The sequence below is a fragment of the Desulfatitalea tepidiphila genome (assembly GCF_001293685.1).
Classification (GTDB): Bacteria; Desulfobacterota; Desulfobacteria; order Desulfobacterales; family Desulfosarcinaceae; genus Desulfatitalea; species Desulfatitalea tepidiphila.
Genome location: NZ_BCAG01000007.1, coordinates 100,200 through 124,640, shown reverse-complemented (window position 1 = coordinate 124,640; position 24,441 = coordinate 100,200). Strand labels below are relative to the sequence as shown.

Here is a 24,441-nt window from a genome sequence, read left to right as displayed (position 1 = left end):
AACGAGTCTGGCAATTCATGGTGTTGCATGGTTTACGGGTGGAGGTGGGGCCGGTGGGGGATCCGCTCCCTCATTCGCATGTCGCGTTAGTGCCGGTCGGGTGCAGCGGAGGATGGGCGGCCCGGACTGTTTGAGCGCATGCGAGTTTCCGGGCCGTCCGGAGCGCACCTTACCGGCACTTGCGCGACGTTGCGTGAGGGGCGGAGCGCCCAGCGGCCCCACCGGCGTAATACTTCCCGAAGTATGATATTCTCAAAGTGCATTTTCTATATGTGGGCTGGTGCGGACAGGCGTCGCTTTTAAGGATTGGATCAGGTGGGGGTGAGGTCGCTGAACTGGGTTTTGCCTGCCTGGAGCACCTGGAACTGCACCTCGCCGATGAGTTGGTCCCCGATACTGGCCACTGCACTGATCTCCCGGTACTGATCCACGGCTATGCGGTTTTGGCTGCGAATGGTGATGCAGGTGTCGACGGGGATGCGGTCAATGGTAAATTCGGCCCGTTTGATGCCCACCAGCCATCCACCGGCGGGCCGCTGCTCGCCATCCGGTTCCTGCGCGTGGGACCGGCCCGAACTGACGGCGGCCGTCTGGGCGGCCAGCTCGATCAGAATGATCGGATGGACGCCGTCCGGCGTGATCAGCGGCCAGTCGGCCCGTACCGTCGCCTGGGTGACGGCCTGATCCGAATCCACGCTGAGGATGGTATCGATCAGGCGCATCCGCCCGCGGTGGGGTATCACATCTTCGATGGCGTAGGGCGCGTTCATCTATTTGATTGACATTGATTGACGTTGATTGAGGCTTTCGGTCCGGCGGCGGTCGGTTTGGGGCGCCGCATCTGGGCCGCATCTGGATCGATAAACCGATTTTATGTTGAAATCCTTGGTAATTAAAGATATCGAGGGCGTTATACGGCAATTCGACGGGCCTGTAAAGGCATTCGAATGGCCGGCACGTTCGGGGTGAGTCGATGAAAATAGAAGATGTGCCACAGGATGACAACCCAACCTTCAAGGGTTATGGTACCAAAGCGGTCTATGCCGTGGACGAGCGCGGGCGCTATATCAAAACCGCGACGAGCGGCTGGGACGTGGAAGAGGTGGTGCTGCGAGATGTGCTCGAGGATTTCGATGCCCTGGCCGCCGATGCCAAGCGGCGGGTGTTGCAGGGTAAGACCTCGCCCATCGAATTTTTTCTCTACCGGCGCTTGATGGATCTGCCCAGCCTGGCTCGCTCCATGGGGTTATGGCAGTGGCAAATACGGCGCCACCTCAAGCCCAAGGTATTTAAAAGACTGAGCGTTGCCCGGCTCCAGCAGTATGCCGACCTGTTTCGCATCGACCTGAGCGCCCTGACGCACTTTAAGGAGACGACCGATATTGAACCTGATTCATGATTTTGAGCACCAGCACTTTGCCCACTGCGAAAGCGGTGTCATGTCCACCTTGTTGAAGCACAAAGGCCTGCATCTCTCCGAACCCATGGTGTTCGGCCTTTCCGGCGCTTTGTGTTTTGCCTTTCTGCCGTTCATGAAGTTCGGCAACATGCCGCTGGTGTCCTACCGCATGTTCCCCGGCCATATCGTCAAGACCCTGCCCAAGCGCCTGGGCGCCGCCTATCTGCGAAAGCGCTACAAAAATCCGGACCAGGCCATGCAGGAGCTCGACGATCACCTGGCCGCCAGTCAACTGGTCGGACTTCAGACCTCAGCCTACCACACCACCTACTTCCCACCCGAGATGCGCTTTCAGTTCAACGCGCACAACATCATCGTGGTGGGCAGGCAGGAGGACGAATACCTGGTCAGCGACCCGGTCTTTGACAAAATCCAGCGCATCAAGGCCGCCGATTTGAAACTGGCCCGCTTTGCCAAGGGACTGAGCGCCCCCCAGGGGCTGACCCACTATCCGATCGAGGTGCCGGAAGCCGAGGATCTGGATCTGGTCAAATTGATCCGAAAGGCGATCAAAAAGACGGTGAACATGATGCTCTATGCGCCGGTGCCCTGGATCGGCGTCAAAGGCATCAACCACCTGGCCCGGCGCGTAACGCGCCTGTCGGCCCGGGGGGATGGGCGGTACACGCGGTTGTTTTTGGGCAACATCGTGCGCATGCAGGAGGAGATCGGCACCGGCGGCGGCGGGTTTCGTTTCATGTATGCGTCGTTTCTGCAGGAGGCTTACCAGATCACCGGATGGCCGGCCCTGCAGGAGGCCTCGGCCCGCATGACCGCCGCCGGCGATGCCTGGCGCGACTTTGCGCTGGCATGCGCCCGCATCGTCAAAAGCAAGAATGGAACCGATCCGGCCGAGGTCGCGCCGCTCCTGAAAGCATGCGGCGAAAACGAGCGGCAGCTTTACAAAATGTTGAAAAGTGCCGTATAAGGGCATCATATTCTCACCCGGCTTCATTGGAAGATCATAGTGTAAGACATTGAATTCCTATATAGCATGCCATGATTGCGATCTGCTTCACCGCCGGCAGCCGCTGCCGCCGGCTGGTGTGGCCACCTGTTCGCGTTGCGGGACCGTCCTCTACCGCAGCCGCCGCAACAGTCTCGATCGCACTTTGGCCATGGCCGTATGCGGTCTGATTCTTTTCATCATCGCCAACCTGAGTCCGTTTCTGACCCTCAAATTCGAAGGACAGACCCAGGAGACCAATCTGGTGACTGGCGTGATGGAACTTTACCGCCAGGGCATGGTGCCCATCGCCCTGCTGGTGATGGCCACCGGCATCGCTTTTCCCCTGCTGGAATTGACCGGGCTGATTTACATGCTGCTGCCGCTCAAGTTCGATCGCACACCCTGGGGCATGGCCGGCGTCTTTCGCGTGATCCGAGCCTTGCAGCCGTGGGGTATGACCGAGGTGTTTCTGCTGGGCATTCTCGTCTCCATCGTCAAGCTGGCCGGCATGGCGACGGTGATTCCGGGCGCTGCTCTGTATGCCTTTCTGGCCCTAATTTTCGTCGTCGCGGCCACGGCCGCATCCTTGGATCCGGACATCGTATGGGACCGCGTGAAGATTACCCCCTGACGTATGTCGTCGTGCCGTTGACGGCCCAAAAGGCGGGCCTGGCCTGCTGCCAGGTCTGTGGCCTGCTGTCCCGGCTCGATGGTCAGGAGCTTACCGCCCGCCCGGTCTGCCCGCGTTGCGGCGCCCGCCTGCACCGGCGCAAGCCCAGCAGCCTGGCTCGCACCTGGGCCCTGGTGATTGCGGCCCTCGTGCTGTATGTCCCGGCCAACGTGCTGCCGGTGACCCATATGACCTACCTGGGAAAAAGCCAGGCCGATACGATCCTCAGCGGCGTCTTTTATTTCATGCGCACCGGCAGCTGGCACATCGCGCTGATCATCTTCGTGGCCAGTGTGGTGGTGCCGGCCTTGAAACTGGTGGTGCTGGGCTACCTGCTGATTTCGGTCCAGCGGCGGTCCCGTCGCCATCCCCAGGAGCGCACCCGCCTTTATCGCATCATAGAAGCCATCGGCCGCTGGTCCATGGTGGATATCTATGTGGTTGCGGTGATGGTCGCCTTGTTGAACCTGGGGCGTCTGGCCGATATCGACGCTGGATTGGGGGCTGTTTTTTTCGGGGCCGTGGTAGTGCTCACCATGTTTGCAGCCAACAGTTTCGATCCGCGGATGATCTGGGATGTCATGGAGAAACACGAATGAGCGATGCGGAAAAAGAGGCCTCTTCCGGTCTGGAACATGTACCCCAGGCGGTGATCCGGCCCGATAAGCGGTTCGGACTGATCTGGCTCATCCCCCTCGTGGCCGCCCTGGTGGGCGTGGGGTTGGCCGTCAAGGCCATCACCGAGGCCGGCCCCACTATCCGTATCGCCTTCCATACCGCCGAAGGGCTGGAGGCCGGAAAAACCAAGATCCGTTACAAGGAGGTCGAAATTGGCCGGGTCGAGGCCATCCGCCTGGGAAAAGACCTGAAGGAAGTGACTGTGACCGCCAAAATGGTCAAGGATATCGAAGACTATCTGACCGAAAACACCCGTTTCTGGGTGGTGCGCGCCCGGGTGGCGGCCGGCCAGGTGTCGGGCTTGAGCACCCTGTTCTCCGGTGCGTACATCGGCATGGACCCCGGGCAGCCGGGCAAGCCGGCCAGCACCTTCGTGGGGCTGGAGACGCCCCCGGCGGTGACCATGGACACGCCGGGCGGCTATTTCAATCTCAGGGCCGAGCGGTTGGGCTCCCTGGACATCGGGTCGCCGGTCTACTATCGCCAGATCCGGGTGGGCCAGGTGGTCAGCTACCACATGACCGAGGACGGCTCCGCGGTGGATATCCGCGTCTTCATCAACGACCCTCACCACGACCGGGTGCACAAGAACACCCGCTTCTGGGATGCCAGCGGCCTGAACGTCTCCATGGGCGCCGACGGCGTCAAACTCAACACCGAATCGGTAATGACCCTGTTGATCGGCGGCATCGCCTATGAGACCCCGACCAACCTGAAACCCGGCGATGTGGCCGACGAGCGGCACACGTTTCATTTGTACGCCAGCAAGGACCAGATCGATGATCCCCAGTATACGGAGCGCCACTACATCGTGGCCTATTTCGACGAAGCGGTGCGCGGCCTCAAGAAGCATGCCCCCGTTGAGTTCAGCGGTATCAAGGTGGGCGAGGTGGTGAACATCCGGCTGGAGTTCGACCAGAAGAACCTGCAGTTTCGGATTCCCGTGCTCCTGGCCATCGAACCGGACCGCATCGATGTGAAGGGCCATATGAACGGCGACGGCGAAGCGATGATCGCCAAATTGATCGCCAAGGGGCTGCGGGCCCAATTGCGTACCGGATCGTTGTTGACCGGCCAGATGTTCGTCAATTTGAGCATGGATCCGGAGGCGCCTCGGGCCAGGTTGATGCACAACGGGCCCTTCGCGGTAATTCCCACGGTGCCCGGATCCACTGAAGAGATCGCCGCCAGTCTGGCCCGATTCGCCGGTGAACTGGAAAAGGTGCCGGTGGCGCAGATCGGCCGCGACCTGAGCCAGAGCCTCAAGAATATCAATACCCTGGTCGGTTCCGAAGACCTGGTCGAAGCGATCCGCGGCCTGCGTCGCAGCCTGGATCAGATCAGCCGGTTCACCGCCGGGCTGAACCAGGACACCGCGCCCAAGATCGACCAGGCGCTGGTACAATTGAATCGCACCCTCACAGAGGCCGAACGGGCCATGACCGCCGCCGAACATCTGGCCAGCGGTTCCGGGCCGCTGACCTATGAGCTGCAGACGCTGATGAAGCAGCTGGCCAAGGCCGCCCAGGCGATTTCCGTTCTGGCCGACTATCTGCAGCGCAATCCGGAAGCCCTCGTTTTCGGGAAAGGAGATCCACAGCCGTGAACATGCGCGCCGGTCTTTACGTCTTGTCAGCCCTGCTGCTGGCCTGGATGGCAACGGGTTGCACCACCTCTTCGTCGGCCGTCACCTTTTATGGCCTCGAGGCCGTGGCCGGCGATCCATCCGGATCGATCACCCTTTTCCAGCACGACCCAGCCATCGGTATCGGTCGGGTGACCCTGCCGGCCTATCTCGACCGGCCCCAGATCGTCATCCGTCCCCAGCCCAACCGGCTGCGCGTCGACGAATACCACCGCTGGGCCGGCGCGCTGGAGGACGAGATCCAGCGGGTCCTGATCGAAAACCTGATGACCCTCACCGGGGTGCGGCGCATCGCACGCCTGCCGTGGCCCGGCGACTTTCAACCCGATGTCACCCTCCGCATGGACATCTACCGCTTCGAGGCCGGCTCCGGAAACGCGGTGCGCCTGCTTGCCGCGGTCACTCTGGTCCGGCAAGACGACCGGCAATCCCCCGAAACATGGACCGTCCATTTGGAAGAAGCCGCGGCCGGCGGCAGCTATGCCGACTTGACGGCCGCCCAGAGCCGGCTTCTGGCCTCCCTGAGCAGCGACATCGCCGAAAGGCTCAGCCGGCCGTAAAGTGGATTCACCCATGAACCGATACGCGATCAGCGGCGTTCTCATCGCAGACCACCGCGACCTGGATCCAGACGCCGCTCGTGAACGTCCGCAGTCCTCCATTCCGGTTCCCGGTTGGACCGAGGCGGCTGCCGTGATGGCATCACTGTTCGATGAATTCATCGTGGTGGCGGCCGATCCATCCGCATGCCTGGCTTGGGATGCGATGATCGTCCGCGATCATTATAGACCGCCGGGGCTGCTCAGCGGCATTCACGCCGGGCTCTTCAGCGCGAGTCACCCCCACATTATCGTGGCCGCAGCCGTCGACCCGGTGACATCGGATGGCGTCGAGCCGTTGATGAAGGCGCTCGAGTCCCGCTGGGATGCCGTGCTGCACGAGTCGGGTCAAACATGCGTGGCGCTGCCGGGCATTTATGGCAAGCGGGCCCTGCGGCCGTTGACCCAACTCCTGGCATCCGGGGAGTGGCGATTCGATCGGTTTTTATCCCGGATTCGCACCCGACGCGTCGCCGCGCAGGATTTGAACCCTGCCGGTGGACCAAACCGTTAATCCGGCGGATGACAAGGTTTTCGGCCACTGCTTCGTATTTTTAGGCATTTGATCAAAGGAGGAACCCATGGATTTCAATAGCCTGCTCGAACAGCTCAAAACTCATCCCGCATACGAAAAGGTCGGCATGGTGTTGTGCCACCAAGGCGTGGTCAGGGCCACTTCCCGGGATGGCCGGGCCGTGCGCGGGCTGCGCGTGGCCGTGGACGAACGGCGCCTGGAGCAGATCATCGAGGAAAAAAAGGCCCTTCCGGGTGTCGTCGAGATCCTTGTTCAAATCAACGCCGACCGGGAGTTGAAGGTCGGCGACGATGTGATGGGACTGGTGGTGGCCGGCGACATCCGCGAAAACGTGATTGCCGCATTGAGTGAAACCCTCAATGCCATCAAGAGCAAAGCGACCAAAAAGACCGAACACTTTTCCGAATAGGAGACGCCATGGGCGAGCTGACCCATATCGATGACCAGGGACGCGTTCGCATGGTGGATGTGACCGCCAAACCGGTCACCAGCCGATCGGCCCGGGCCCAGGCCGTGATCCACATGCAGCCGGACACCTTTACGATGATCCGCGATCAGGGCGTCCGCAAGGGCAATGTCCTGGAGACGGCGCGCATTGCCGGCGTCATGGCGGCCAAACGGACGGCCGATTGGATCCCCATGTGCCATCCGTTGAACCTGACCCACGCCCAGGTCGATTTTTTTCCCGAACCTTCGGGTGCGGCCATCCGCATCGAGGCCGTGGTGCGTGTCACGGCCCAGACCGGTATCGAGATGGAGGCGTTGACGGCCGCAGCGGCCGCCGCCTTGACGATCTACGACATGTGCAAGGCCTATGACCGCGCCATGACCATTACCGATATCGTGCTTTTGGAGAAAAGCGGAGGCAAGAGCGGTACCTGGACCCGCGATGACCCTGCTTCGAAATAGTCCCGTGCCCGCCAACCGGAATAAGCGATCCCTATGACAATCCTGTCCTTTCCTTCTGGAAAATCGATGGCGGTGCGCCTGGGCGCCGTTCTGCTGGTGTTGGGCCTCCTGGCGGCCTGCGCGCCGAGACCCATCACCCGCGAAACGGCGCTGGTGCGCATTGCACCGGGCGACAGCCCCGTGTTCATCGACGATGCGGCCTACGACCAGTTGGCCCGCGGCATCGCCATGAGCCTGCTCTATCTGCGCAAACGGCCGCCCGGGCACATCGTCTATTTCGGCACCGATGGGTACACGGTGGCTCACCTGATTCGATCCCTGGAAACCTTTGCCGATCTGATCGCCCAGCGGCCCACGGCCGTCCGGTTGAGCCGCATGATCGGCGAGCGTTTCCACGTCTACCAGGCCGTCGGACGCAACAAGCAGCGAGATGTGTTGTTCACCGGCTATTACGAGCCGATCGTGCGGGGCAGTCGGGTCCCCTCGGATCGATTTCCGGTGCCCGTCCACTCCCGGCCGGCCGACCTGGTGGAGATCGATCTTTCCCTGTTTGCCCAGGATCTCAAAGGCCGCCGTATCGTCGGGCGCTATACCGGTCGCACGGTGGTGCCCTATCCGGATCGGGGGCAGATCCGACAGGAGCGGGATTTTGATCGCAAGGCTGCGCCCATCGCCTGGTTGAGCGACGAGGTGGATCTGTTCAACCTGATGGTGCAAGGCTCCGGAAAGGTGCTGTTCGAGGATGGGAAGATGCTCGATATCCATTTTGACGGATCCAACGGCCATGCCTACCGGAGCATCGGCCGCCTGCTCATCGACCAGGGCAAAATCAGCAAGGACAAGATGTCCATGCAGGCGATCCGGGATTATCTGAAGGCCCATCCCGAGGAGGCCGATGCCATCATGAACCACAATCCGCGCTTTATTTTCTTCCGCGCCATCGACCAGGGACCGCTGGGCGCCCTGGGCGTCTCGCTGACGCCCAACCGATCGCTGGCCGTGGATCGTGGCTTGTTTCCCCTGGCGGCCCTGGCCTATATCGATGCGCTGCCAACGCCCCGGGTGGACGAAAGTGGACGGATCGTGGACTGGCAGGCCCACCATGGATTCGTGCTGGCCCAGGACACCGGCAGCGCCATCACCGGCGCTGGCCGGGCCGACTTTTTCTGGGGGCATGGGGTGCGCGCCGAAGCCGCCGCCGGCCACCTCAAGCACCACGGCCGGCTTTATTTTCTGGTGCTAAAGCCCATGCCGACGGCGCCATAAAAGAGTATATTTCAAATAATTTCATATTATTAGAATGACTTTCAAGCTCAGGTTCCGCTTGACAAGGTTGGAGAAAAACCATACAAGAGAATGCTTACGGCATGGGGCCTGTGTTGCTGGGCGGCCGTGAGACGATCACAGCATAAAGGAGTCCTTCCATGTTCGGAATCGGCATGCCGGAACTGCTGCTTATACTGGCCGTGGCGCTAATCGTCATCGGCCCCAAGAAGCTGCCCGATCTGGCCAAATCCCTGGGCAGGGCCATGGGGGAGTTCAAGCGCGCCACCAACGATCTCAAGCAGAGTATCGAGCAGGAGACCGGTCTGGACGAAGTGCGCCAGAGCATGAAGGAGGTCAATCAGGACCTGCGGCGATCGTTCGATGATATCGATACCCGGCCGCTGGATGCATCCGGCGCAGCGCCCGCGGGCACCAAAGAGTCCACTCCGGAAGAGATCGCCCTGGCCAAACTCGAAAAGGAGCCGGATGACCCCGGCGGGGAAGGCGGATCGAAAACGGTCGACAATTCAACAGCCAAGTCCGGGGGGGGCGACGCCCGATGACCGACTTGGAGAAACAGCCGTTTACCGCCCATCTCGAGGAGCTGCGCTCTCGTCTGATCAAATCCTTCATTGCCGTGACCATCGGCTTTCTGCTTTCTTATGCTTTCAAGGAAAAGATCTTTGAGGTCCTCACCCTGCCGCTGATCAAGGTGATGAATGAGGGCGATCACCTGATCTATACCAATCTGCCCGAAGCCTTTTTCACCTTTTTGAAGGCGGCCTTTATTTCCGGGATCATGGTGGCCTCACCCTATCTGCTCTATCAATTCTGGATGTTTGTGGCTCCAGGACTCTACGACAAGGAAAGGCGGATGGTGCTGCCCATCCTGTTTCTTTCCACCATATTTTTCCTGGGCGGCGCCTTGTTCGGCTACTTTGTGGTCTTTCCACTCGGTTTCGAGTTTTTTCTCAGCTTCGCCAGTGACAATATTCGCCCCATGCCCTCCATGAAAGAGTACCTGGGCTTCGCCTCGAAGCTGCTGCTGGCCTTCGGTGTGGCTTTTGAATTACCGCTGGTGCTGACCTTCCTGGCGAAGCTGGGCATCGTATCGGTCGACATGCTCAAGCGCTATCGCAAGTATGCCATCCTGCTTTTTTTCGTAGCGGCCGCGATCCTTACGCCTCCCGACGTGGTGTCCCAGGTGCTCATGGCCGTGCCCATGATGCTGCTCTACGAATTGAGTATATTCGGGGCGCGCATCTTCGGCCGTAAAAAGGAGGTGGCGGAAGATACGGAGGAGGGGCCGCAAACCGCGGGCACGGAGGGCGCCGAGTAGCCGTTTTTGGACATTGCCGGAACCGGTGGTGGGAGGCCACGCCGTTGACAGCCAACAACGGAGTTGATAGAACCCCTGGTAGGCAAGCCTACAGGATACCCATTCCAAAGGAGGTGAACAATTGATGAAAAAGCGTTCATTGGCATTGATGGTCATCGCTGCACTGGCATTGGTGATGTTCGCGGCGGCCGGTCTTTATGCGGCCACCGCGCCGGACGTGATCAAGATGGCGACGCCCTACGAGAAAACCAAGACCCAGGTCGTCTTTTCCCACATGAAACACAGCACCGATTACAAGATCGGTTGCGGGGAGTGTCACCATGACGACAAGGGCCAGCCGTTGAACAACTTGAAGGACGGCGACCCGGTTAAGAGCTGTTTCGAATGTCACAACAAGCCCGGCGAGTTGAAAGGCAAGAACGCCAAGGGATTGTCCAAAAAGGAGAAGTTGGCGTATCACGCGAACGCGTTGCATGAAAACTGCATCGGGTGCCACAAGAAATACAACAAAGACAACAACACCAAGGCTGCGCCGCAAAAGTGCACGGATTGCCATCCCAAGAAAAAGTAGATTCGATTTCCGAAGGATAAAAAGCAGAAGGGCCGATTGTCGCTGAGACAACCGGCCCTTCTGCTTTAGACTTCAGTTTAAGCCGAAGAATTTGTCTGCCGCCGTTTCGCGGTTGATTTTCACCATTTATCCCGGATTCGATCTTATCAGCGATATCGGAAGGTTCACGGTTTGGTGCTCAAACTTCTTCGAGGTCCGAAACGCACTCTTCGCTCTGGCTGTAATTCCCAGCCCAACGCACCAGAACATAGTTGGGTTTGCCTTGCACCAATCCTTCGACGATACCGCACAAGCCGTCCATTTTTCGGCGAAAATCTCTGTATGTAACCATTGAGCCCTGATCCATACTTCATCACCTTTCCACCCAGCGTTAAACCCGCTAATCAGCAAAAAACATGCCGGTGATATTATTGGCTGCTATTTGACCAATTTATTTATATCATATTGATATAAATAACAATATTTCAAAGCCTACTCTGTTTGACCCGAAACCGCCGGTCCGCATATAAATCGCGATACCCAATCTTTATGGTATTATTTTCCCAGTGTGGTGCGCCAAACCAGCAGGGAACACTTCCGACCATCGTCGAGCGGGTTGAACATCTCTTACCAGTGTTCAGCGCGTTTTTCAAGAAACTAACCGCAGGCCCAGCTATTCGAACTGAATGCCATCAATTAAACCGGCGTGGTTGGAGCAGGTGGCCTTGGCCACCTGCCCCGCCCACGCCTGCCATGTCCCTTGCGATGAAATTCGCTGTCTTGTGGGTCAATTCGGTATCTCGTCGGGGGTCTTGCCCGGTAGCCCGGTCGGCTGCTCTGAACCGGCTTCCCGGCAGCGGGCCAGGATGAATTCGGTCTGCATGCGGATATAATCGTCAATGGTGTAACGGCCGGCCAGAAACCAGCGCCGGAAGGCCCACATATGGCCTAACACCGAGATGTTGTGGGCGATCAGGTCGAGGGTGTCGCGGTCCATGGCCGAAAGCTCCCCCGTCTTAACGAGTTGCCGCAGCACATCGGCGAAAAGTTCGGTAATGCGGATTTCGTTTTCCAAAACGACCTTGCGCCATTTTGCCGGCAGAGACTGGGTCTCCTGGTAGATGAGCAGAATGTGATCGCCCATGCGGTGGCATACCCGAAGATAATCCCGGATCGCGGCGGCCAACGGATGGATGCCCGCATCGGCGCGCGTCAACGCGTCGCTCACCGCATTCTGCATTTCCGTATGGATCAGCGTGCAGACCAGATAGAGGATATCTTCCTTGGAGGAGACATACTCATAGAGAAGGCCGTTGGAAATACCGGCTGCGCGAGCGATTTGCCGCGTGGTGGTTTTGTGAAAACCGCGCTCGAGGAACATCTCGACGGCCGCGTCCGCAATCTGGGTGCGCCGGCGTTCGACCAGGCCCTGATCCTTGACGTGGGTCGGAATCTCTTCGAAGGCGCTGTTTTTAATGGCCATATGGTGTGATCTCCCCTTTCCGAACGGCCGGCGCTCAGCGGTTGCTGAGCGGGCGCTCAAGCAGCCTACGTTTTACCCCGGCTGGCTGTCAAGATCTAAAGTCGAGTGCATCGATTCACCCTGAAGAGCAGGCATTAAATAGGGAGTTTGATTAAAAATTCGCATTGCAACGGCTATGGCAGGCATGGGTGGGGCAGGTGGCCAGGGCCACGTGAGCCATGCGGTTTAGCGCCGGTTGAATGCAAACGGCGGACAAGCGGCCCAGACTGTTTGAGCGCAGCGAGTTTCTGGGTGGCCCGCCGTGCATTTTAGCGGCACTTGACCGCTTGGCGTGTGGCATCGGTCACCTGTCCCACCCACGCCGGGTATCATAAATAGAATAGCATCCAGTTAGAGTCGCTGGGATGCGTTTTGATCGCTTGACAAGCGGTCCCGGGAGTGGCTAAAGTGAACTTGGATCTACCGACCGGACGGTAGGCTGCGGATAAAAAGACATATTCAAATATTTTCAAGTTGTTGTAATTGTATTCCCATTGTCGCCATTTGGATTGGAAAGACAACGCCCCATGAGTTCCATGAAAGAGACGATCAAGCAGGTGGCCATCGACCTGTTTTTTCAAAAAGGGTATTTTGCCACCAGCATCAGCGAAATCGCCAGGGGCTGCGATATCCGCAAGGCCAGCATCTATTACCATTACAAAGGCAAGGAGGTGCTGCTGCTGGACATCATGCAGACCACCATGCAGGATCTGCTCAGCAGCCTCCAGGCCGGCCTGGCCCGGGCCGGAGACGTCGAGGCGAGCATGCGGGCCGCGGTGCGCACCCATGTGGTATTTCACCTGCGCCGCCAGAAGGAGACCTTCATCGCCAGCAGTGAACTCCGAGGTCTTTCGCCGGAAAATTTCAAACTGATCGTGACCCAGCGCGACGATTACGAACGCATTTTTCAAAGCCTCATCAAGCGGGGTATCGACGGCGGTATCTTTGCCGGTGGGGATATCAAGATCCTTTCCTATGCCATTTTAACCCTTTGCACGGCCGGTGCGTCCTGGTTTCGGCCCGAAGGGCGGTTTTCGGTGGAGCAGATCGCCGAGATTTACGAAAATTTCGTCATTAACGGACTCAAGGCCGCGCAGTGGTCGTGCGCCGGCCCGCCGGCCCGGGCGTCCTATTGAATGCCACGGGATGAATTCAGACCGGCGCGAGAAAGGAGGCTACGGTGGATTTTGACTTGACCCGTGAACAGGAGATGATCCGCAGGGAGGTGCGCGCTTTTGCGGAAAAGGAGATCGCGCCGGTGGCGGCCGAACTGGATGACCAGGAGCGCTTTTCGGCCGAATTGACGCGCAAGATGGGTGACATCGGCCTCTTCGGCATGATCGTCTCCGAGGATTTCGACGGCCAGGGGCTGGATTACCTCTCTTATATCATCGCCGTGGAAGAGGTGGCGCGGGTGGATGGCTCCCAGGCCGCCACCATCGCAGCGGGAAACTCCCTGGGCATCGGCCCCCTTTACTACTTCGGCACCGAGGCGCAGAAGCGAAAGTACCTGCCGCCCCTGTGCCGGGGCGAGGCCCTATGGGGATTCGGGCTCACCGAACCCACGGCCGGTTCGGATGCCGGCGGCAGCAAGACCACGGCCGTCAAGGACGGAAACGACTGGGTGATCAACGGCTCCAAGATCTTCATCACCAATTCGGCCTGCGACATGACCCTGGGAGTGACGGTGCAGGCCGTGACCGGGACCCGTTCCAGCGGCAAGCCCGAATACACCTGCTTCCTGGTGGAAAGCGGAACGCCCGGTTTCAAAGCCGTGGCCATGAAGGGCAAGTTGATGTGGCGCGCCTCCAACACGGGTGAGCTCTATTTCGATGACGTGCGCGTACCCGAAGAGAACATGCTGGGCCGGCCGGGCGACGGATTCCACCAGATGCTCCAGACCCTTGACGGCGGACGCCTCTCCATCGGCGCCATGGGGTTGGGCGGAGCCGTGGGTGCCTATGAAATGGCCCTTAAATATGCCCGCAGCCGGGAACAGTTCGGCCAGCCCATCTCCAAGTTCCAGGCCGTGGCCTTCAAGCTGGCCGACAGCGCCATGGAGATCGAATGCGGCCGCAATTTGCTCTATAAAGCGTGCTGGTTGCGGGACCGGCACAGGCCTTTTGCCAAGGAGGCGGCCATGGCCAAGCTATACTGCTCAGAATTGATGGGGCGGGTGGCCAATCATGCCGTGCAGATCCACGGCGGCTACGGCCTGATGAAAGACTATCATGTGGAGCGCTTTTACAGGGATCAAAAGCTGCTGGACATCGGTGAGGGCACTTCCGAGGTGCAGCGCATCGTCATCTCCAGACACATCGGTTGTTAGGGGGCAGGGAAGCATGAAATTCGGAACACTGGAAAGTGGCGCGTCAAGGATGGTGCCGATTGAATTCGAGCAATATGGGTTGATTTGCGTACAAGGGGGATATCATGAATGACAAACTGGTGCTTTGCGAAGTGGACGAAGGCATCGCCGCTGTCACACTGAACCGGCCCGATGTGATGAATTCGTTCAATTTCGCCATGCTAAGAGCACTGGGCGAGCAGATGGCCGCCCTGCGGTTCGATGCTTCGGTGCGCGTGGTCATCATCACGGGGGCCGGCGACCGCGCCTTCAGCGCCGGGGCCGATCTCAAGGAGCGGGCCGGCATGGCGCCCGAGGAGGTCAAGGCCTTTATCTTCACGATCCGCCGGCTTATGGACGACATCGAAAGCTTCCCGCGGCCGGTGATCGCGGCGGTCAACGGCGTGGCCTTGGGCGGTGGCACCGAACTGGCACTGGCATCCGATATCCGCCTGGCCTCGGAAACCGCCACCATGGGGCTGACTGAAACCCGTCTGGCCATCATTCCCGGCGCCGGCGGCACCCAGCGGTTGCCGCGGCTGGTCGGCCGGGGCATGGCCAAGGAGTTGATCTTCACGGGTCGACGCATCGATGCGCGCCAGGCGCTGCAGATCGGCCTGGTCAACCATGTCTATCCGGCCGGCGACCTGATGGAAGAGGCGCGCTGCCTGGCACGCGACATATGCCAGTCCGGACCCGTGGCCGTGGAACAAGCCAAGTACGCCATCAACAGGGGCCTGGAAACCGACATGGCCACCGGCCTGGCCATCGAATCCAATGCCTATTGGATCTGCATCCCCACCGAGGATCGGACCGAGGGACTGACCGCGTTTCGGGAAAAGCGCAAGCCGAATTACAAGGGGAGATAGTTAAAGTGAAAAGTTTTCAGTGTTAAGTGAAGGTATTCTATCATTATATTAGAAAAACGCATCACCTATTGAAAATACTGGATCCCGGCTTTTGCCGGGATGACGGGAAAACCTGGTTCCGGACTTTTTCCGGAGCCTTCATGTTTCGAGTTGCAAGTCATCACTTTAAAACCAAGATGAGGTGTGAGCCATGACCGAATATGATTATTGGAAAATATTTCCGCGCATGCCGCGCAAGGTGACCATCGGCGACATCACGATCCGTGACGGGTTCCAGCACCTGGAGAAGTTCATCTCCACCCGGGCCAAGATCTTCTACCTGGAGGAGCTGATCTTCGCCGGCTGCCGCAACATCGAGGTGACCAACCTGGGCAACCCCTTTCTCATGCCCCAGTTCAGCGACGCCGAGGAGCTGCTCAAGCATCTGCGCAGCCAGCGGTTCAAGGATCGTTGCGCCCGCAAGGGAATCAATTATGACGATCTGGTTTTGACGGCCATCACCATCCGCGAACCGGCGGTGGACCGCGCCATTCGTCTCAAGGAGGAAGGTATCGGACCAGACCGGGTCCTGATGATGGTCTCCACCGAAGAGGAACACCATTTCGCCAACTCGGGTTGCACGCTCCCCGAGTATTGGGAGGAATCCGAACGCTGCACCAAAAAGTGCCGGGATGCGGGCATCAAGATGTGCGGCACGGTGAGCACCATCTGGGGCAGCCCCATCGGAGGGGCCACGCGGCTGGAAGATGCCGTGGAGTTCACCAAACGCTGGCTGGAGATCGGCGCCGACGACATCGAGCATGCCGACCATGACGGCAGCGCCTCGGCCCCGGAGGTCTACCGTTATTTTTCCATGATTCTCGACGAAATTCCCGATACGCGCCTGCACATCGCCCATTTCCACGAGACCAAGCGGGTGGCGTCGGCTTCGGTGCTGGCCGCCCTGCAGGCCGGGATCTGTCACTTCGAGGCCACCATGGGCGGCCTGGGCGGCCAGCCGGCCAATTTTCTCGACGACTGCCCGGTGCCGGGTACCGGCGAGTACTACTATAACGATCCCCGCTACGTGGGCTTGATCTGCCTGGAGGATCTGCTGGTGCAGATCGACGAGATGGGTATCGCGCACGGCTACGATGTGGACCGCATCCTCTGGCTGGGGCGCCAGCTCGAGCGCACCGCAGGCCATCGCCTGCGCAGCGAGGCCATCATCAACGGCCGCACCCTCAAGGAGGGACATCCGCGCTTCGCCCGGCCGGGGCTGGCCAAACGCAAGAACAAACGCGGTGAGCGGCCGGATCAGAATCTGCCTGACGGATGGGGCGCCGCCGCCGTGCTACCCGAGCATCTGCGGCGATAGCCGGCATCGGACCGGATATTCGGGTTGCCGGACCACTTCAATCCGGTTATATGGAGGGGCAAAAACTTAACACCGGACACTTTCCCGAACAGCGGGAGTCAGGAGGCACATCATGGCGTCTGAAGAAAAGCCGCCGATCAACGTGGATTATTTCGAGGATCTGACCGGCGACATTGCATCCTGCGACGATGCCTGCCGAGAACAAATCGGCGATCGGATCAGGAAATTGCGTGAAGAAAAGGGGTTGACCCTGATCGATCTTTCCCGTCTGACCGGCTTCGATGCCGCCATGCTGGCGGAAATCGAAAGCAATGCGATCAGCCCGCAGCTCGGCACCATCATCAAGCTCAGCAAGGCGTTGGACAGCGCCCTGCAGCGCCTGCTTTCCGGAGAAGGCCACAAGCTGTATGCCGTCACCCGCAAGGATGAACGTCGGGTCGTGTCGCGATCTTCGGCGGCGCGCAGCGCACGCGCGGCCTACACTTACATGAGCCTGGCGCCGGAAGTCAAAGGCCGCCACATGGAGGCCCTGCTGGTCGAACTGGAGGCCGTGCCGGACGAAGAGCGCTCGGTGCATGCCGGCGAAGAGTTTATTTACGTGCTCGAAGGCCAGGTCTTGCTTCATATCGGTGAAGAACGGTTCGAACTCCAGCCCGGAGACAGCGTCTATTATCTCTCCACCACCCCCCACCTGCTGACCGCGCTGGAAGGAGTCGCCAAGGTGCTGGCGGTTATCTACAGCGAATAAGGGGGTGGCCCATGGTTGACCTCCGGACCTGCGTGTCGCCCGAGGGCAGGTTCATCTTCGGGCTGCATCAGCCCCGGTTCACGACCGTTAATCTGCGCGCCGGCGACGATCTTGCGGTCTTGGGTCACACGGAAGAGGGGCGCCCCCATCTCAATGCGGCCAACTTTCCGGCTTCCGATGTGGAGGAGCCGGCCGCGGATGCCATTTACGAAATTGCCAATCCTTTTCCATTCAAAGGCACCACTTACATTGGCAAGGGGTGGGCCGATCGCGCGGCAGCCGACCTGAGCCGCATCGCTATCCCGGCCCGGCCGGATTCTTCCCTGACCCAATATCTACGTGAGAGCCTGGTGGGCGGGCAACTGAGCCACCAGGAGACGGCAGGCTTCATCGCCCATCTGCCGCGCCCCCTGCAACTGGCCGTGGCCGTCACCTCCACCGATCCGGTCGACCTCACGGCTTTGGCCGAGGCCTGCTGTGGTCTCGAAAAGGACCCTGTCACCGGCGTGCCCATCGGGATGCAATACACCAACGGTACCGGCGGCCAAGCCAGGGCCCGGATCCACGACGAGCAGCTCTTCGACGCGGTGGCCAACAACCCTGCGCTGCCAGAGCCCTACCGCCAGGTGATGGTGCTGCGGCCCGGTGCCCAGGGCAACAGCGAAATCGTGGGCGAATGGCGCCGTGACGGCAGCCATGTGTTCGAGTACCTGCGGCGCAACAGCTACATTCCCTGGGGTCATTTCGCGGCCAACATGGCCGACGATGCCGTGCGATATGCCGTGGGCCGGCTCAATCCCGAAGACATCTTCGGCATGCGCCATCTCTACTACCAGCGCACCTGTGTGCGCTTGGCCGCAATGCTCGAACTGCCCATCCCGGCCAATCGGCGGGCGCTCACCGCTGTCGAGTTGGAACAGCTGCGGCTGGCGGTGGCGGATCGTTTGGCCGTTGCCGATCCGGACCGACTGCCGTTCACGGCGACGTTGTGGGGATGGAATTACGGGTTCGACTACGCACCCAGCGGCTACCGCCTGCACGCCTCCCATCAGCAGATTCACCAGCAGTATGCCCTGATTCCGGCGACCGTCCAGGCCGCGGGGGGGTTACCTGGAGACCGCCTGGATGCGTTTGCCTGCGGAGACATGATTCGCGGATTCATAGAGGCGTTTCAACGGCACACCGGTCGACGGTTTTTCGAATGCTATCTGGAAGCCATCGCCGCCAATCGGCGCATGGATGGACGCAACGACCGGCCCCGAGACCTGGTGGTCTATCAGGACGACCGGGTGCTGCTCTTCGTGCCCAAGGCCCAGACTTCCCAATGGGAGTTGCAGATCGTGACACGCCGGCCGGTGGGTCATATCGTCGAAGCCGATGCGGCCGTCCGGAGCGCATTAGACTGGGCCATGCTCGTCGGCATGCGGGTGCTGACCGCTTTGGGCGCCACCATGATCACGGTCATCGAATACGGCAAGCGCTTCGTTGCCGGAGACAACGGACAGCACCTGCTCTATGCGTTCCTTCCCCGCCTGCCCGAATCCCCGGGCGCCTTCAGCGAGGCCCAGCTGCGCTGGATCAACGGCCACTATCCCGAGGATTTTGCCGAGGCGTGCCGACGGCGTCTGCCCCAGGCGACCGCGGATCTTTAGACTTCGTCATCTTGTCAACTGCCGGTACTTGATGCGGTGAGGCCGGTCGGCTTCGGCGCCCAGGCGGCGCTTGCGGTCGACATCGTATTCGGACCAGTTACCCTGGAAGTAGACCACCCGGCTGTCGCCTTCGAAAGCCAGGATATGGGTGGCGATGCGATCGAGAAACCAGCGGTCGTGGCTGATGACGACGGCGCAACCGCCGAAGTTCTCCAACGCCTCTTCCAGGGCCCGGAGGGTGTTGACGTCCAGGTCGTTGGTGGGCTCGTCCAACAGAATCACGTTGGCCCCTTCCCGCAGCACCTTGGCCAGGTGAACGCGGTTGCGTTGACCGCCGGACAAGGTGCCGACCTTCTTCTGCTGCTCGGTGCCCGAGAAGTTGAATCGCGCCACGTAGGCCCGGGAGTTGACCAGGCGGTTGCCCAGTTCGATTTGCTCGTTGCCGCCGGTGATCTCCTCCCAGATCGATTTCTGGGGGTCGAGCTCGCGATTCTGGTCGACATAGGCCAGCTTCACGGTCTCACCCACGCGGATCGTGCCGCTGTCGGGTGTTTCCTGGTTGCAGATCATCTTGAACAGGGTGGTCTTGCCGGCACCGTTGGGGCCGATGACGCCGACGATGCCCCCGGGCGGCAGGCGGAAGCTCATCTCGTCGATCAGCAATCTATCCCCGAACGATTTGCGCACGTTGTCCGCTTCGATGACCACATCACCCAGCCGCGGCCCCGGCGGAATATAGAGCTCCAGGTCCCGCTCGCGCTTCTGGGATTCCTGGGAGAGCAGCTGCTCGTAGGCGTTGATTCGGGCCTGGCTTTTGGTATGGCGCCCCTTGGGGGACATGCGGATCCACTCCAGTTCGCGCGCCAGGGTCTTCTGGCGGGTGCTTTCGCTTTTCTCTTCCCGACGCAGGCGCTCCTGCTTCTGTTCGAGCCAGCTCGAGTAGTTGCCTTTCCAGGGGATGCCCTGGCCCCGGTCCAGCTCAAGGATCCAGCCGGCCACATTGTCGAGGAAGTAGCGGTCGTGGGTCACGGCGATGACCGTTCCGGCATACTCCTGCAGGTGCCGCTCCAGCCAGGCCACGCTTTCGGCATCCAGGTGGTTGGTGGGTTCGTCCAGCAGCAGGATGTCGGGTTTCTGCAGCAGCAGTCGGCACAGGGCCACGCGCCGCTTTTCGCCGCCCGACAGCACATTCACCGGCGTATCGCCCGGCGGGCAGCGCAGTGCGTCCATGGCCATCTCCAGGCGGGCGTCCAGGTCCCAGGCATTGAGTGCGTCCAGCCGTTCCTGGACTTCACCCTGGCGCTGGATCAGCTGGTCCATTTCGTCGTCGTTCATCGGTTCGGCGAACTTGTTGTTGATTTCTTCGAACGTATTGAGCAGGTCCACCGTCTCCTGAACGCCCTCCTCCACGACTTGCCGAACGGTTTTCTGCGAATCCACCAGCGGCTCCTGCTCCAGGTAGCCCACCGTGTAGCCCGGGGAGAGCACCGTTTCGCCGTTGAATTCCGTGTCCACACCGGCAAGGATGCGCAGCAGCGACGATTTGCCGGAGCCGTTGAGCCCCAGGACACCGATCTTGGCGCCGTAAAAGTAGGATAGCGAAATATCTTTCAAGACCGGTTTCTGGTCGTAGTATTTGCTCACGCGGATCATCGAATAGATGACCTTGTTGGGGTCGTTGCCCATGGTATGGCCTCCTGATCGAATGCAAAAAATTGAGACGGCTTGGGTTTGCGCCGGTCGGTGATGATTGAGTTTCCCTGTTTAAAACGAAGAAGGGAACGAAATCAAATCTTTTTCAGATAGAGCAGCAATTCTAACTGAGTGTGATTCACCTTGAAGGGCTTGCTTTAAGAAGGTGTTTGAAAAAAAATCTGCATTGCAATGAAGATGGCAGGCGTGGGTGGGGCGTGTGGCATCGGCCACCTGTTCCACCCGCGCCGGGTTTAATGAATCGCGTTGAGTTAGTGTCCGTCCACAAATAGGCAAAATTGGTTGAGATCAAGGCGCACGAAAAATTTAACCGCAGGCATATGACGGATATTCCGAGGATTAAATTTTTCGTGCAACGCCGATATCGGGCAAATTGGACATTTGTGGGCGGACACGAGTCAGAATTCCTGCTGTCCGGTCCCGCATGTTGACAGGTCCGGTGGTTACCTCTATTAACGGTCAGCTTTCAGGGTGAAGGGGATTGACGATCGAATGGATTTAAAGACCATGGTTTCCAAAAGTGCAAATGTCAGCGCGTGGCTCTCCAAGTTGGGGGCCTTTGCTCTGTTGGCCATGATGGTGCTGACGGTGGTCGATGTGGCCGGCCGCTATCTTTTCAATGCCCCCCTGCTGGGCGCCTATGAGCTGACGGAATTTCTGGTCCTGATCCTCATATACGCCTTCCTGGGGTACGCCCAATCCAAAAAACGGCACGTCTGTGTGGAGATCGTCATGGATTCGGCGCCCAAGCGGGTACGCCGCATCGTCGCGCTCGTCAATCATCTCCTCTGTCTGGGACTTTTCGTGTTGATGGCCTACATGGGGTTGAAAAAAGCCCTGGACCTGTTCCAGGTCGGCGAAGTATCGCCGAACCTGGTGATCCCGAATTATCCCTTCGTTTTATTCCTGGTTCTGGGCAGTATCGCCATGTGTATCGAATACGTCAGAGACATCGTCGGTCTCTTGTCGGGGCGAAAGGAAGACCCAACTTGAGTTCCGAGTGGATCGGCATCCTGGGCATCCTGGTGCTCTTCATTTTTCTCGCGCTGAAGATGTACATCGGCATCGCCATGGCCCTGGTGGGGTTTCTGGGCCTGTGTGTGATTCAGGACACCCGCAGCGCGCTGTATATCCTCTCCATCACACCCCTGGCCGAAAGCAAATCCTACACCTTGAGCGTGATTCCCCTCTTCATTCTGATGGGGCAGTTTGCTTTCGTTTCGGGTGTCAGCGAGGATATCTATAAGGCCTTGCATGCCTGGTTAGGCCGCTGCAGGGGCGGGCTGGCCATGGCGACCATCATGGCCTGCGGCGGTTTTGCGGCCGTGTGCGGCTCTTCCCTGGCCACCGGGGCGACCATGGGCATGGTGGCCATTCCTGAAATGAACAAGTACCGATACGATCAACGGCTCTCCACCGGGTGCGTGGCCGCCGGCGGCACCTTGGGCATTTTGATTCCGCCCAGCATCGGTTTCGTCCTGTACGGCATCCTGGTCGAAGCCTCCATCGGCAAGCTGTTCATGGCCGGTTTGCTGCCGGGCCTGCTGTTGAGCGCGTTGTTTGTGCTGACCATCCATGTCCAGTGCCGGATCAAACCGGCGCTGGGGCCTTGCGGTCCCCGGACATCGTGGACGGTGAAGTTGCGGTCCCTCAAAGGGGCCTGGGGCATGCTCCTGCTTTTCGTGCTGGTCATGGGCGGCATCTATTACGGCATCTTCACCCCCACCGAGGCGGCCGGCATGGGGGCCTTCGGCGGTCTCCTCCTGGCCCTGTCACGAAAACGAGTGACCTGGGACAACCTGCTGTGGAGCCTGCAGGAGACCGGCGCGACCACGGCCATGATCTTTCTGATCATCATTGGCGCCAACATCTTTTCGGCCTTTCTCGGATTGACCGGCCTTCCCATGTGGCTGGCCGATACCATGGCGGCCATGCCCTTTCCCAGGTACGCCGTCCTGGCCGTCATGCTGACGATTTTCCTGGCGCTTGGCTGCGTCATGGACTGTTACGCCATCATGATCCTGGTGTTGCCGATTCTTTTTCCCGTGGTTCAGGCCCTGCAGTTCGATCCCATCTGGTTCGGCGTGATCATGGTGATCGTTCTGGAAGCCGGTCTGATCACCCCGCCCATCGGACTCAACGTGTTCGTATTGAAGGCCGCCGCGCCGAACATTCCGCTATCCACAGTTTTCAGGGGGATCTGGCCCTTTTTGATCGCGATGCTCGCGGTGATCGTGTTGCTGACGATTTTTCCCCAGATTGCCCTTTTCATTCCAGCGCATATGTGATTGAACGCGACGGAGAAACGGCGATACGGGAACAAGGAGAGGTGCAAGATGAAAACGCGGCGAATGGTGTGGGCATGTCTGGCGTTTTGGTTGGCTTCGACGGCGTGGGTCTCCACGGGAACGGCGGCCGAAACGCTCAGGTTCGCCACCGGATTTTCCCCCATGCACACCATGCAGGTCAAGGTGTTCGAACCCTGGGCCAAAAAGATCAGCGAAATGACCGGCGGTCGAATCGAGGTGAAGATGTTTCCGGCCGGTGCCCTCGGAAAACCCGCGACGCTTTACGAATTGGCCGAAAAGGGCATTGCGGATATCGCCTATACCTTGCACGACTACACGCCGGGCCGTTTCCCCATGACCGAGGTATTCGCCCTGCCTTACATGACACCCAGCGCCGAGAAGACCGCCGCGGCCATGTGGAACACCTACGAACAATCGGCCGATTTCCGCAAGGAGTACAGCCAGGTCAAGCTCCTGGCCCTTTTTTGTCATCCGGGCGGCGACTTTCACACCACCAAACGGCCCATCCGATCCCTCGATGATTTGAAAGGCCTGAAGATCAGGACCGCCAGCCCCTTTGTCACCCAGGCGCTCAAAATCTACGGTGCCATTCCCATTGCCATGCCGATCACCGAAGCCTATTCCGCCCTGGAAAGAGGGGTTGTCGACGGCACGGTGGCGCCCTGGGAAGGTCTCGGCGTGTTTAAATTGGACGACCTGACCCGGTTCGCCCTGGAGATCGATTTTTACACCATGACCATGATGGTGGTGATGAACCAGCGCAAATACGACGCCCTGCCTGCAGACATCCGCAAGGCGATCGACGAGACCACCGGTTTGACCATGTCCCTTGCGGCCGGAAAGGCCTATGACGAAACCGATGAACCCTTCAAATCGCGGGCCTTGGAAAAAGGCATCCAGATCAACACCCTTTCGGACGAGGAAATGCGCCGGCTCAAGGGCTTGACCCAGCCGCTCAGGAAAGAATGGGTCGAAAAAGGAACCGCCAAGAACCTCGATGCCCAGGCGGTGCTGCAGACCGCCCTCCGGCTTCTCGAAATGAAGTAGGCCGAGCCCGTCCACCAGTGGCCGATTGGGCCGATATCGGCGTTGCACGAAACATTTCATCCTCGGCATATGAACCGTTTCAATCGGTACGATTTGTTCACGACTCTCCCGCCCTGTTGATAATCCTTTGAATATATGAATTAAATTCAATTCCTGCCCGATGATCAGGTTCGCCTTTGGACTCAAGAAGTGCCGCATGGCAACCGAAAATAAATATGACCATCGACATCGCATGACATTTTAAACGATATATTTCTGTTACCAATTGAGAACCGGAG

The 24,441-nt window shown here is 59.5% G+C and carries 26 protein-coding genes; 22 read left to right on the top strand and 4 right to left on the bottom strand.

Annotated elements, in window-relative coordinates; all coding sequences use genetic code 11:
• Window positions 1-311: 311 nt before the first annotated feature.
• Window positions 312-770, bottom strand: coding sequence for a hotdog family protein (locus DFT_RS24435; protein WP_054034363.1), 459 nt, complete (start codon window positions 768-770; stop codon window positions 312-314).
• A 203-nt stretch (window positions 771-973) separates the two neighbouring features.
• Between DFT_RS24435 and DFT_RS24430 the strand changes: the two genes are divergently transcribed.
• The 13 genes from DFT_RS24430 to DFT_RS24370 all read left to right on the top strand — a co-directional run bounded on the left by DFT_RS24430 (window position 974) and on the right by DFT_RS24370 (window position 10,620).
• Window positions 974-1,399 (top strand): DarG family dialkylresorcinol biosynthesis protein, encoded by a 426-nt coding sequence (locus tag DFT_RS24430; RefSeq protein WP_054034361.1) that lies wholly within the window; start codon window positions 974-976, stop codon window positions 1,397-1,399.
• Complete coding sequence (gene darH / locus DFT_RS24425; RefSeq protein ID WP_200907140.1) at window positions 1,383-2,387, top strand: BtrH-related acyltransferase DarH; 1,005 nt, start codon at window positions 1,383-1,385, stop codon at window positions 2,385-2,387. Before DFT_RS24430 ends, darH begins: the two co-directional genes overlap by 17 nt.
• 49 nt (window positions 2,388-2,436) lie before the next feature.
• Window positions 2,437-3,039 (top strand): paraquat-inducible protein A, encoded by a 603-nt coding sequence (locus tag DFT_RS24420; RefSeq protein WP_054034360.1) that lies wholly within the window; start codon window positions 2,437-2,439, stop codon window positions 3,037-3,039.
• Window positions 3,012-3,677 (top strand): paraquat-inducible protein A, encoded by a 666-nt coding sequence (locus tag DFT_RS24415; RefSeq protein ID WP_054034357.1) that lies wholly within the window; start codon window positions 3,012-3,014, stop codon window positions 3,675-3,677. Before DFT_RS24420 ends, DFT_RS24415 begins: the two co-directional genes overlap by 28 nt.
• Window positions 3,674-5,362, top strand: coding sequence for a PqiB family protein (locus DFT_RS24410; RefSeq protein WP_054034355.1), 1,689 nt, complete (start codon window positions 3,674-3,676; stop codon window positions 5,360-5,362). Before DFT_RS24415 ends, DFT_RS24410 begins: the two co-directional genes overlap by 4 nt.
• A 2-nt stretch (window positions 5,363-5,364) precedes the next feature.
• The gene (locus DFT_RS24405; protein ID WP_054034354.1) at window positions 5,365-5,961 is read left to right on the top strand and encodes a PqiC family protein; all 597 of its coding nucleotides are present in this window, start codon (window positions 5,365-5,367) and stop codon (window positions 5,959-5,961) included.
• 13 nt (window positions 5,962-5,974) lie between these two features.
• Window positions 5,975-6,514, top strand: coding sequence for a molybdenum cofactor guanylyltransferase (gene mobA, locus DFT_RS24400; protein ID WP_054034352.1), 540 nt, complete (start codon window positions 5,975-5,977; stop codon window positions 6,512-6,514).
• A gap of 67 nt (window positions 6,515-6,581) precedes the next feature.
• The gene (locus DFT_RS24395) at window positions 6,582-6,944 is read left to right on the top strand and encodes a molybdenum cofactor biosynthesis protein MoaE (protein ID WP_054034350.1); all 363 of its coding nucleotides are present in this window, start codon (window positions 6,582-6,584) and stop codon (window positions 6,942-6,944) included.
• 8 nt (window positions 6,945-6,952) lie between these two features.
• On the top strand, window positions 6,953-7,444 hold the full coding sequence (gene moaC, locus DFT_RS24390; protein WP_054034347.1) for a cyclic pyranopterin monophosphate synthase MoaC: 492 nt from the start codon (window positions 6,953-6,955) through the stop codon (window positions 7,442-7,444).
• Between the two features lie 33 nt (window positions 7,445-7,477).
• Window positions 7,478-8,710, top strand: coding sequence for a murein transglycosylase A (gene mltA, locus DFT_RS24385; RefSeq protein ID WP_083453752.1), 1,233 nt, complete (start codon window positions 7,478-7,480; stop codon window positions 8,708-8,710).
• Window positions 8,711-8,868: 158 nt separating this feature from the next.
• Complete coding sequence (gene tatB / locus DFT_RS24380; RefSeq protein WP_054034343.1) at window positions 8,869-9,273, top strand: Sec-independent protein translocase protein TatB; 405 nt, start codon at window positions 8,869-8,871, stop codon at window positions 9,271-9,273.
• A complete protein-coding gene (tatC, locus tag DFT_RS24375) occupies window positions 9,270-10,049 on the top strand; it encodes a twin-arginine translocase subunit TatC (protein WP_054034340.1) in 780 nt (259 codons plus the stop codon). Before tatB ends, tatC begins: the two co-directional genes overlap by 4 nt.
• Window positions 10,050-10,173: 124 nt before the next feature.
• Window positions 10,174-10,620, top strand: coding sequence for a cytochrome c3 family protein (locus tag DFT_RS24370; protein ID WP_054034338.1), 447 nt, complete (start codon window positions 10,174-10,176; stop codon window positions 10,618-10,620).
• 178 nt (window positions 10,621-10,798) lie between these two features.
• On the opposite strand, the gene DFT_RS26410 is transcribed toward DFT_RS24370, so the two are convergent.
• Together DFT_RS26410 and DFT_RS24365 are read right to left on the bottom strand one after the other, a co-directional pair.
• Entirely contained in the window at window positions 10,799-10,951 is a 153-nt protein-coding gene (locus DFT_RS26410; RefSeq protein ID WP_161807245.1) for a hypothetical protein, read from the bottom strand.
• 435 nt (window positions 10,952-11,386) lie between these two features.
• Window positions 11,387-12,082, bottom strand: a complete 696-nt coding sequence (locus DFT_RS24365; protein WP_076750880.1) for a TetR/AcrR family transcriptional regulator — start codon at window positions 12,080-12,082, stop codon at window positions 11,387-11,389.
• 566 nt (window positions 12,083-12,648) lie between these two features.
• Between DFT_RS24365 and DFT_RS24360 the strand changes: the two genes are divergently transcribed.
• From DFT_RS24360 to DFT_RS24335, 6 genes are all read left to right on the top strand, one after another.
• Window positions 12,649-13,257: a TetR/AcrR family transcriptional regulator gene (locus DFT_RS24360; protein ID WP_083453751.1), complete on the top strand. Its 609-nt coding sequence runs from the start codon at window positions 12,649-12,651 to the stop codon at window positions 13,255-13,257.
• Between the two features lie 44 nt (window positions 13,258-13,301).
• Complete coding sequence (locus DFT_RS24355; RefSeq protein WP_054034334.1) at window positions 13,302-14,450, top strand: acyl-CoA dehydrogenase family protein; 1,149 nt, start codon at window positions 13,302-13,304, stop codon at window positions 14,448-14,450.
• 104 nt (window positions 14,451-14,554) lie between these two features.
• Window positions 14,555-15,337, top strand: coding sequence for an enoyl-CoA hydratase-related protein (locus tag DFT_RS24350; RefSeq protein WP_054034326.1), 783 nt, complete (start codon window positions 14,555-14,557; stop codon window positions 15,335-15,337).
• Between the two features lie 190 nt (window positions 15,338-15,527).
• Window positions 15,528-16,694: a hydroxymethylglutaryl-CoA lyase-like TIM-barrel protein gene (locus tag DFT_RS24345; RefSeq protein WP_054034323.1), complete on the top strand. Its 1,167-nt coding sequence runs from the start codon at window positions 15,528-15,530 to the stop codon at window positions 16,692-16,694.
• A 112-nt stretch (window positions 16,695-16,806) separates the two neighbouring features.
• Window positions 16,807-17,442 carry a helix-turn-helix domain-containing protein gene (locus tag DFT_RS24340; protein ID WP_054034320.1) on the top strand — a complete coding sequence of 212 codons (636 nt, stop codon included), beginning with the start codon at window positions 16,807-16,809 and terminating at the stop codon, window positions 17,440-17,442.
• An 11-nt stretch (window positions 17,443-17,453) separates the two neighbouring features.
• Entirely contained in the window at window positions 17,454-19,094 is a 1,641-nt protein-coding gene (locus DFT_RS24335; protein ID WP_054034318.1) for a hypothetical protein, read from the top strand.
• 6 nt (window positions 19,095-19,100) lie between these two features.
• On the opposite strand, the gene ettA is transcribed toward DFT_RS24335, so the two are convergent.
• Window positions 19,101-20,780 carry an energy-dependent translational throttle protein EttA gene (ettA, locus tag DFT_RS24330; RefSeq protein ID WP_054034316.1) on the bottom strand — a complete coding sequence of 560 codons (1,680 nt, stop codon included), beginning with the start codon at window positions 20,778-20,780 and terminating at the stop codon, window positions 19,101-19,103.
• A 519-nt stretch (window positions 20,781-21,299) separates the two neighbouring features.
• Between ettA and DFT_RS24325 the strand changes: the two genes are divergently transcribed.
• From DFT_RS24325 to DFT_RS24315, 3 genes are read left to right on the top strand one after another with little or no spacing between them, the layout of a single operon-like run.
• Window positions 21,300-21,800, top strand: coding sequence for a TRAP transporter small permease (locus DFT_RS24325; RefSeq protein ID WP_054034314.1), 501 nt, complete (start codon window positions 21,300-21,302; stop codon window positions 21,798-21,800).
• Entirely contained in the window at window positions 21,797-23,095 is a 1,299-nt protein-coding gene (locus tag DFT_RS24320; protein ID WP_054034312.1) for a TRAP transporter large permease, read from the top strand. Before DFT_RS24325 ends, DFT_RS24320 begins: the two co-directional genes overlap by 4 nt.
• 48 nt (window positions 23,096-23,143) lie before the next feature.
• Entirely contained in the window at window positions 23,144-24,163 is a 1,020-nt protein-coding gene (locus tag DFT_RS24315; RefSeq protein ID WP_054034309.1) for a TRAP transporter substrate-binding protein, read from the top strand.
• Window positions 24,164-24,441: the final 278 nt, after the last annotated feature.

Coding starts and splice junctions, on each gene's coding strand:
- DFT_RS24435 (WP_054034363.1), bottom strand. CDS start 770: ATGAACGCGCCCTACGCCATCGAAGATGTGATACCCCACCGCGGGCGG.
- DFT_RS24430 (WP_054034361.1), top strand. CDS start 974: ATGAAAATAGAAGATGTGCCACAGGATGACAACCCAACCTTCAAGGGT.
- DFT_RS24415 (WP_054034357.1), top strand. CDS start 3,012: ATGGGACCGCGTGAAGATTACCCCCTGACGTATGTCGTCGTGCCGTTG.
- DFT_RS24410 (WP_054034355.1), top strand. CDS start 3,674: ATGAGCGATGCGGAAAAAGAGGCCTCTTCCGGTCTGGAACATGTACCC.
- DFT_RS24405 (WP_054034354.1), top strand. CDS start 5,365: ATGCGCGCCGGTCTTTACGTCTTGTCAGCCCTGCTGCTGGCCTGGATG.
- mobA (WP_054034352.1), top strand. CDS start 5,975: ATGAACCGATACGCGATCAGCGGCGTTCTCATCGCAGACCACCGCGAC.
- DFT_RS24395 (WP_054034350.1), top strand. CDS start 6,582: ATGGATTTCAATAGCCTGCTCGAACAGCTCAAAACTCATCCCGCATAC.
- moaC (WP_054034347.1), top strand. CDS start 6,953: ATGGGCGAGCTGACCCATATCGATGACCAGGGACGCGTTCGCATGGTG.
- mltA (WP_083453752.1), top strand. CDS start 7,478: ATGACAATCCTGTCCTTTCCTTCTGGAAAATCGATGGCGGTGCGCCTG.
- tatB (WP_054034343.1), top strand. CDS start 8,869: ATGTTCGGAATCGGCATGCCGGAACTGCTGCTTATACTGGCCGTGGCG.
- tatC (WP_054034340.1), top strand. CDS start 9,270: ATGACCGACTTGGAGAAACAGCCGTTTACCGCCCATCTCGAGGAGCTG.
- DFT_RS24370 (WP_054034338.1), top strand. CDS start 10,174: ATGAAAAAGCGTTCATTGGCATTGATGGTCATCGCTGCACTGGCATTG.
- DFT_RS26410 (WP_161807245.1), bottom strand. CDS start 10,951: ATGGTTACATACAGAGATTTTCGCCGAAAAATGGACGGCTTGTGCGGT.
- DFT_RS24365 (WP_076750880.1), bottom strand. CDS start 12,082: ATGGCCATTAAAAACAGCGCCTTCGAAGAGATTCCGACCCACGTCAAG.
- DFT_RS24360 (WP_083453751.1), top strand. CDS start 12,649: ATGAGTTCCATGAAAGAGACGATCAAGCAGGTGGCCATCGACCTGTTT.
- DFT_RS24350 (WP_054034326.1), top strand. CDS start 14,555: ATGAATGACAAACTGGTGCTTTGCGAAGTGGACGAAGGCATCGCCGCT.
- DFT_RS24345 (WP_054034323.1), top strand. CDS start 15,528: ATGACCGAATATGATTATTGGAAAATATTTCCGCGCATGCCGCGCAAG.
- DFT_RS24340 (WP_054034320.1), top strand. CDS start 16,807: ATGGCGTCTGAAGAAAAGCCGCCGATCAACGTGGATTATTTCGAGGAT.
- DFT_RS24335 (WP_054034318.1), top strand. CDS start 17,454: ATGGTTGACCTCCGGACCTGCGTGTCGCCCGAGGGCAGGTTCATCTTC.
- ettA (WP_054034316.1), bottom strand. CDS start 20,780: ATGGGCAACGACCCCAACAAGGTCATCTATTCGATGATCCGCGTGAGC.
- DFT_RS24325 (WP_054034314.1), top strand. CDS start 21,300: ATGGATTTAAAGACCATGGTTTCCAAAAGTGCAAATGTCAGCGCGTGG.
- DFT_RS24315 (WP_054034309.1), top strand. CDS start 23,144: ATGAAAACGCGGCGAATGGTGTGGGCATGTCTGGCGTTTTGGTTGGCT.